This is a genomic window from Candidatus Melainabacteria bacterium RIFOXYA2_FULL_32_9 (genome assembly GCA_001784615.1).
In the GTDB taxonomy this organism is placed as follows: Bacteria; Cyanobacteriota; Vampirovibrionia; order Gastranaerophilales; family UBA9579; genus UBA9579.
Genome location: MFRQ01000063.1, coordinates 4,175 through 11,333, shown reverse-complemented (window position 1 = coordinate 11,333; position 7,159 = coordinate 4,175). Strand labels below are relative to the sequence as shown.

The 7,159-nt window shown below is 33.7% G+C and carries 4 protein-coding genes and 2 pseudogenes (1 of these 6 only partly in view); 3 read left to right on the top strand and 3 right to left on the bottom strand.

Annotated elements, in window-relative coordinates; genetic code table 11:
- The 3 genes and pseudogenes from A2255_02130 to A2255_02120 all read left to right on the top strand — a co-directional run bounded on the left by A2255_02130 (position 1) and on the right by A2255_02120 (position 4,128).
- Positions 1-1,401: pseudogene (locus A2255_02130) on the top strand (hypothetical protein).
- Between the two features lie 41 nt (positions 1,402-1,442).
- Entirely contained in the window at positions 1,443-2,858 is a 1,416-nt protein-coding gene (locus A2255_02125) for a glycolate oxidase subunit GlcD (GenBank protein ID OGI21211.1), read from the top strand.
- A 31-nt stretch (positions 2,859-2,889) separates the two neighbouring features.
- Positions 2,890-4,128: a hypothetical protein gene (locus A2255_02120; protein OGI21210.1), complete on the top strand. Its 1,239-nt coding sequence runs from the start codon at positions 2,890-2,892 to the stop codon at positions 4,126-4,128.
- A 3-nt stretch (positions 4,129-4,131) separates the two neighbouring features.
- Here A2255_02120 and A2255_02115 read toward each other — a convergent pair whose 3' ends face one another.
- The 3 genes and pseudogenes from A2255_02115 to A2255_02105 all read right to left on the bottom strand — a co-directional run.
- Positions 4,132-5,064 carry a hypothetical protein gene (locus tag A2255_02115; GenBank protein OGI21209.1) on the bottom strand — a complete coding sequence of 311 codons (933 nt, stop codon included), beginning with the start codon at positions 5,062-5,064 and terminating at the stop codon, positions 4,132-4,134.
- A 29-nt stretch (positions 5,065-5,093) separates the two neighbouring features.
- On the bottom strand, positions 5,094-6,059 hold the full coding sequence (locus A2255_02110) for a hypothetical protein (protein OGI21208.1): 966 nt from the start codon (positions 6,057-6,059) through the stop codon (positions 5,094-5,096).
- A 16-nt stretch (positions 6,060-6,075) separates the two neighbouring features.
- Positions 6,076-7,159: pseudogene (locus A2255_02105) on the bottom strand (hypothetical protein); it runs 452 nt beyond the window's last position.

Sequence of the window (7,159 nt, the reverse complement as noted above, 5' to 3'; positions counted from 1 at the left end):
GAATGGGGATCAGGTGTTATTTTCTTTTTCATAATTCGACATTTTGGTGATATAGGCTTATTTGCTTTTAAATTTATTATTTTATTTTTAATTTTATTATTAGTAGAAAGAATTATAAGACTATATGTTGATAAAAGTCATAATATTGCGCTGTTTTATCCGATTTTTGTCGGTTTTTCCATTTTGCCGGCAGTTCAGAATGTAATTAGATCGCAGATGTTTACTTTTCTCTTTTTTACTCTTTGGCTATATGTGCTGCAGAGAGTACGTAGAGGAGAAAATAGATTGTTATGGATATTGCCTGTGACAATGATTATCTGGGCAAATATTCATGGCGGCTTTATCGCAGGATTAGGGCTATTATCTCTTTACGCTGTTGGAGAATTTCTAAATAAAAACTATTCTATAAAATACTTTGGTACTCTGATACTTAGTATTTTAGCTACACTAATAACTCCATATGGGTTTAAGTATTGGCCTTATATTTATGAAGCTACTACCATGCCACGTTCATTAATTCCTGAGTGGCAGCCTATTACTCTGGAAGGACCTGCCAATTTATTCTTTGGTGTTCCTATTCATGCTTATTTAGGATTTATGATATTTGCTATATTAGTTTTGATTATAGGCATATGGCTGTTTATAAAAAAGACAGATACTGACTGGGTAAAAATTTTAGTGGCTTTTGTAATTCTTTATATGGGATTAAAACATCAAAGGCATGCTTTTTTCTTTATAATAGTTGCATCCAGCTTGTTTTACTATCAATATGTTTTGTTTTTGAAAGCTTTAGTAGAAAGATTTAAAAATAAATTTGGCAATAAAGTTGAGAGCGGTTTTAATGCTTTAAAGATTGCTTTATCCTTAGGTTTTATAGTTATCCTAAGTAGCTTATTTATGAAAGTTATCCTAAGTAGCTTATTTATGAAAATTATTCCATTTGAACCAGCTAAATTTGTTGTTAACCCTGATATTTATCCTATAGGATCATTTGAATTTATAAAGCAAAATAATTTGTCTGGAAATCTGGCAACTACATACAACTGGGGTAGTTATGCATTATGGAAATTGTATCCTCAATGCAGAGTACTTATTGATGGTAGAAGTGAAGAAACTTATCCGCAAGACATTATTGATCTCACAGCTATTTTTTCTGAAAAGCTTAGTTCAAGATGGACGGATGCTATTAACAAGTTTCATACTGATATTATAGTTGTATCTAAAAGAACACATAGTTTACAAGACCTTATGACTTTACCGGGTTGGCAGATTGTCTATGATGATGCAATAAGCGTATTACTCTTGCCAAAAAGTAAAGTTAAAAATACATACATCAGGCCAAATTTTGATAATCAGGTATACTGGCATGAAGATTTATCAAGACACGTCAACTTGAACTAATTGGTTTATAATTTATTTGTGTAGCAATTGTGAGTAAATTAATGGTAAATGTTCACGAAAAAGTTAATATAAGTAACTCGGTAATACAGAAAATCGAGTCAATCCTTGGAAAAGATAATGTTCTTAGAAGTATTGAGGAACGCTATTGCTACGCATACGATGCTACTGCGATAGGTGAAGATTTATATTTACCTGATTTAGTAGTATTACCATCTAATAAAAATCAAGTAAGCGAGATTTTAAAAATTGCCAATGAGAATAATATACCTATTGTTGCAAGAGGTGCAGGTACAAATCTTGCCGGAGGTTGTATTCCTCTTAAAGGTGGAATTATCATACATTTTTCTAAAATGAATAAGATAATAAGTGTGGATAAAGATAATCTCATGTGTACAGTTCAGCCCGGTGTTGTCGTAGATAAACTGCAAAAAGAGGTTGAAAAAGATGGCTTATTTTATCCGCCTGATCCTTCAAATTTAAAAGTTTCAACAATTGGTGGCAGTGTAGCATTATCTTCCAGTGGTCCAAGATTTTTTAAATATGGTGGTACTAAAGATTACGTTATAGGTCTGAAAGTAGTACTTGCAGATGGCACTATAATGAAAGTCGGCGGAAATACAGTAAAGAATGCTACAGGATACAATTTCACTCAGCTTTTAATTGGTTCTGAAGGTACTCTGGGTATAGTTACCGAGATAACACTGAGATTAATCCCTATGCCTGAAGATAGGAAAGTTCTTCTGGCTTTCTTTGATTCTATTGATAACGCTGCTAATACTGTAACTAACATAATATCATCTAAAATTACTCCTGCTACTCTTGATCTGATGGATAAAAATACTATGCAAACTATTGAAAATTTTCATGCCACAGGATTATCAGTTGATATGGATGCAGCATTAGTCATTGAAGTAGACGGTTTTAGTGATGCAGTTAGTGTACAGATGCAGCAAATTCTAGAAATTTGTAATAAATTTGGTGCAAAAAATATCCGTGTTTCTCAAAATGAGCAGGAAAGAGAAGAAATCTGGTTTGCAAGAAGATCAGCGTTTGGAGCTGTTGCAAGGTTAAGACCTAATGTAGTAACTGAAGATGCGGTTGTTCCAAGAGATAAAATCCCTGAAATGATTAAAGAAATAAGAAGAATAGCTGATAAATACAACTTACTGGTTTGTATTATGGGGCATGCCGGTGATGGAAATATTCATCCTAACTTTTCTCTTGATCTTCGTAATGAAAATGAAGCCAGGAATTTTGAAATGGCTACAGCAGAATTGTTTGATGCTGCTATAAGACTTGGAGGTACTTTGTCAGGAGAACATGGAATTGGCATGGCAAAGGCTAAGTATTTAAATAATGCTATTGATAATAATGCAATTAGCTATATGAAAATGATTAAAGGTATTTTTGATCCTAAAGGAATACTGAACCCTGGAAAAATATTTTATCTAAAGTAGGTTATATTAGTATTTAAAGTCGTTAAACAAAATGAAATTAATAAAAGATTATTCTGAAGAAGTTTATAAATGTAGCAAATGTGGATTATGTCAAGCCGTATGTCCCGTTTTTGAAGCTACAGGTTTGGAGACAGCCGTTTCAAGAGGAAAGTTTACTCTTTTAAATGCAGCATTGAATGGTAAAATTGAGTTTAATAAAAATTTGTCCAAGTATTTAGACCTTTGCCTTGGCTGTAAAGCTTGTTATGACTTTTGCCCAAGTGGTATATCTGCTGAAGAAATTATTAATACAGCAAAATATCATAGCTACAAGCTAAATGGACTTGGTTTTTTAAAACAGTTTATAGTTACAAACTTTGAATCTAAGATAAATTTGAGCTTATTAAGATTATTAGTACATATTTATAGGACTACCGGGTTAATTAAGTTGGCACAAATAGCTACTAACATTATAAAGCCCTTAAAAAATCCAGTAGATCTGTTTAATACTCAGGTAAAAGAGAATATTAGATATAAAAAACTATCTTCTAAAAAAGATGGCTCCCAGCTTAAAATTGCTTATTTCCCCGGCTGCATCAATAATTATGTAAATTCGAGTGTTAAAAATTCAGTAATGATGGTTCTTGAGAGGAATGGTTTTAAAGTTCAAATTCCTGATTTTTCTTGTTGTGGTATTCCTGCTCGCAGTGCAGGAAATATAGATAGTTTTGTAAAATTAGCTAAAGATAATCTAGAAAAAATAGATTCTGATATAGATTATTTGATAACGGATTGTGCTTCATGTGGATCTGTTTGGAAGATTTATGAAGATGTTTTATATGGGGAATTAAAGGAAAAAGCTGCAATAATTGCAGAAAAAGCAATAAATATTAATAAATTTCTGACTATACAGGATATTTATATTCCTAATAATCTAGAAATAAACAAGTCTGTTACTTATCACGATCCCTGCCATCTAAAAAGATTTCAAGAAGTATATCAGGAGCCAAGAGAGATTTTAAAAAGAATCCCCGGCTTAGAATTTCTGGAGATGGAAGATGCAGACAAGTGTTGTGGTGCAGCTGGTACTTTTTGTGTCAGTAATCCTGAGATATCAAAATTAATATCTGCTCAAAAGGCTAAAAATATATTAAATACCAATGCTGATATTGTAGCCACTAGTTGTCCATCTTGCAAAATAGGAATCACGCAAGGTTTAATCCAGAATGATAAGCAAATTCCTATTTATCAACCTGTGGAGCTTTTGGCTAGCTTATATTTAATGGAGTAAATATTAGTTAACATTCATATTTTTGAAGTTTTTAGCTAGAGTTAATGCTGCTGGAGCTAATAACACAACGAACATAGAAGGCAGTACGAATAATACAAGAGGAATAACCATCTTAACACTAGCTTGAGCTGCTAATTTCTCTGCTCTTTGTCTTCTTTTTGTTCTCATTGTATCAGAATATACTCTTAGTGATTGAGCTATGCTTGTACCCAGTTTGTCAGTTTGTATTAATAAAGCTACAAATGACCTTAAATCAGGCACATTATTTCTGTTCGCCAGTGCCCTAAATGCTTCTGATCTTGGAATCCCTGACATAATATCTTTACTGACTCTTCCTAACTCTTTCGCAAGTATTGGGCATGTTCTGCCTAATTCTTGAGATACTCTTACGAAAGCAGCATCTAAACCAAGTCCTGATTCAATACATACAGTAAGTAGATCAAGAACATCCGATAAATTGTAAGTTATTTCAATATATTTTATATGCGCAAGTCTTCTTAATTTAAAGTCCGGGAGTCTAAAGCAGGTAAGCGGTATTATTATAAACAGCATCATTTTTAGGCCAGGATTTAATTCCCCTGATATTGAGAGAATAAATGCCATAAGCCCACCTAAAACTGCAAATGCCACTTTCTTAGCTACATGCTTATATACATCTTCGTCCCCTGAAGCTAATCCAGCTTCTAAAAGGAGTTGCTTAGTTGATTTTGGATCTATATGCTTATATATAATAGAGGTAATTGGGTCAACAAGCTTCATAAGATTTTCTATTAAGCTACTTTTTGGCTCTTCTTGCTGTACTTCATTATCTTCAGGCTTTTGTGACGTAATTTGTCTTAATCTTGCTTGTACTAGATCTTCATCGGATTCTCCAGTAAAAAGAAAAATAACATAACTTATACCTGCTGCTATGATTATAAAAAATAAGAAATCCATACGTTGAGTCCTTTGTAAAAAGTTGTGTTTTATACTCTAATATCAGTTATTTTATTGATAATCACATAACCCATGCCAGCCATCATAACTGCAACGACCAGTGCAATTTGACCCGGTAAGGTCTTGAACAGAGGTTCTAAATATGTTGGATTCATTGACCATATAATGCCACCAATAGCAAAAGGTGCAATAGCTAAAACTAAGCCCGATAGTTTAGCCTGAGCTGTCTGTGTTGCTATTTGTCCAAGTAGTTTAAATCTTTCTCTTATAGTGTAGTTTAAAGTATCCAGTATTTCTGCGAGGTTACCACCAATTTCTCTTTGAATTAAAACTGCTGTGATAAAAAATCTTAAATCTATACTCATTGGTAAATTGTCTGCCATTCCTTCTAATGCGTCTCTTGTATCTCTACCCAGACTAATATCATCAGATGCGACTTTAAAGATCTGATTAACCGGTTCTGGCATCTCTTTAGATACCATTTGAAATGCCGATAATAGTGAGTGTCCTGCTCTTAGTGAGCTTGATATAAGATCTAGTGCATCAGGAAATTGGCTTGTAAACATATTGTATCTTTTTTTAATTCTCATTTTAACCATTACAGTCGGGAATGCAGCTGCAAGCACTGCCAATATTAAATATACAAAGAATCCTGCTGGATTTAGCGTTCCTAATATAAAACATAATAATGCAGGTATTACTGATATCATTATAAAAACATCAGCTTTCAAATTTATATCTGCTATTTTCAATTGTTTTTTTAATAAGTTAAAAAAATTGAACCTGCAAAGAAATTCTCCCAGAGCTTGGAATTTATATTCAGAATCTTTAATTAATTCATTGATTTCTACCTTTTCCATTTCAGCCATTATGGGATTTTGAGATTTAATTTTGGAAAGCCTAGCTATTGGACTAGATTCTTCTTGCTGTCCAATATTAAGTATTATATAAGTGACTGCTACGCCTACTATAATTGATAAGAGACCATATATCATTTTTCAGCCCATTGATCTATTTTTTTAATCTATTCATTAACGAGTTATTACCCTTGTTTTCTGGCGTTTTAGCTGGTTTATTTTCTTGTGATGCAACAGAATTTGGCATTGCTGGATTATTTCTATTACCTTCTGTGAATTTTTGAGCCTTTAAGTTTGGCGGCTCATTACACAAATAGACAGGGGGAGTTTTTGCGTCAAAATGCTCTGGTGGTAAAAATATGCCTTTTGCCTTACATTTATCTAAGAATCTTGGCCTTACTCCTGTTGCAACGTGACATCCAACGACTTTAGTATTTTCATCTATACCATATTGCTCCCAGCGAAATATGTCTTGCATAGTTATAATAGTACCTTCCATGCCGACTATTTCTGTTATGTATGTAACCCTACGTGAGCCATCACTTAGTCTGCTTGCTTGTACTATAAGATGAACAGCTGAACTTACTTGCTGTCTTATAGTACGCTCTGGCAACTCGATTCCTGAGAACATAACCATGGTTTCGAGCCTGCTCAATGCATCTCTGGGAGTATTTGCGTGTAAAGTTGTTAAAGATCCATCATGGCCGGTGTTCATTGCCTGTAACATGTCTAGTGCTTCAGCTCCACGGCATTCCCCTATTACTACACGATCAGGTCTCATACGTAAGGAGTTGATAACCAGATCTCTTGCAGTTATTGCACCGGTTCCTTCTATGTTTGGTGGTCTTGTTTCAAGTCTTACAACATGTTCTTGTTGAAGTGATAATTCAGCAGAGTCCTCTATTGTGATAATACGCTCATCGTCAGGGATTCTGGCAGATAAACTATTTAGTAATGTTGTTTTACCTGCACCTGTTCCTCCTGATATTACTATATTCAACCTTGACTTTACTGCTGCCTCAAGTGTTTCCGCCATTGCAGTAGTCATAGAACCCCATTTTAATAAGTTTTCCAGACTAGCTGCATCTGCTTTAAATCTTCTTATAGATAATGATGCTCCATCAATTGCCAAAGGTGGAATAATAGCGTTGACCCTTGATCCATCCGGCAGTCTTGCATCTACCATTGGTGATTTTTCGTCAATTCTTCTGCCTACTTTTGATACAATTCTTTCAATA

Coding starts and splice junctions, on each gene's coding strand:
- A2255_02110 (OGI21208.1), bottom strand. CDS start 6,059: ATGATATATGGTCTCTTATCAATTATAGTAGGCGTAGCAGTCACTTAT.
- A2255_02120 (OGI21210.1), top strand. CDS start 2,890: ATGAAATTAATAAAAGATTATTCTGAAGAAGTTTATAAATGTAGCAAA.
- A2255_02125 (OGI21211.1), top strand. CDS start 1,443: ATGGTAAATGTTCACGAAAAAGTTAATATAAGTAACTCGGTAATACAG.
- A2255_02115 (OGI21209.1), bottom strand. CDS start 5,064: ATGGATTTCTTATTTTTTATAATCATAGCAGCAGGTATAAGTTATGTT.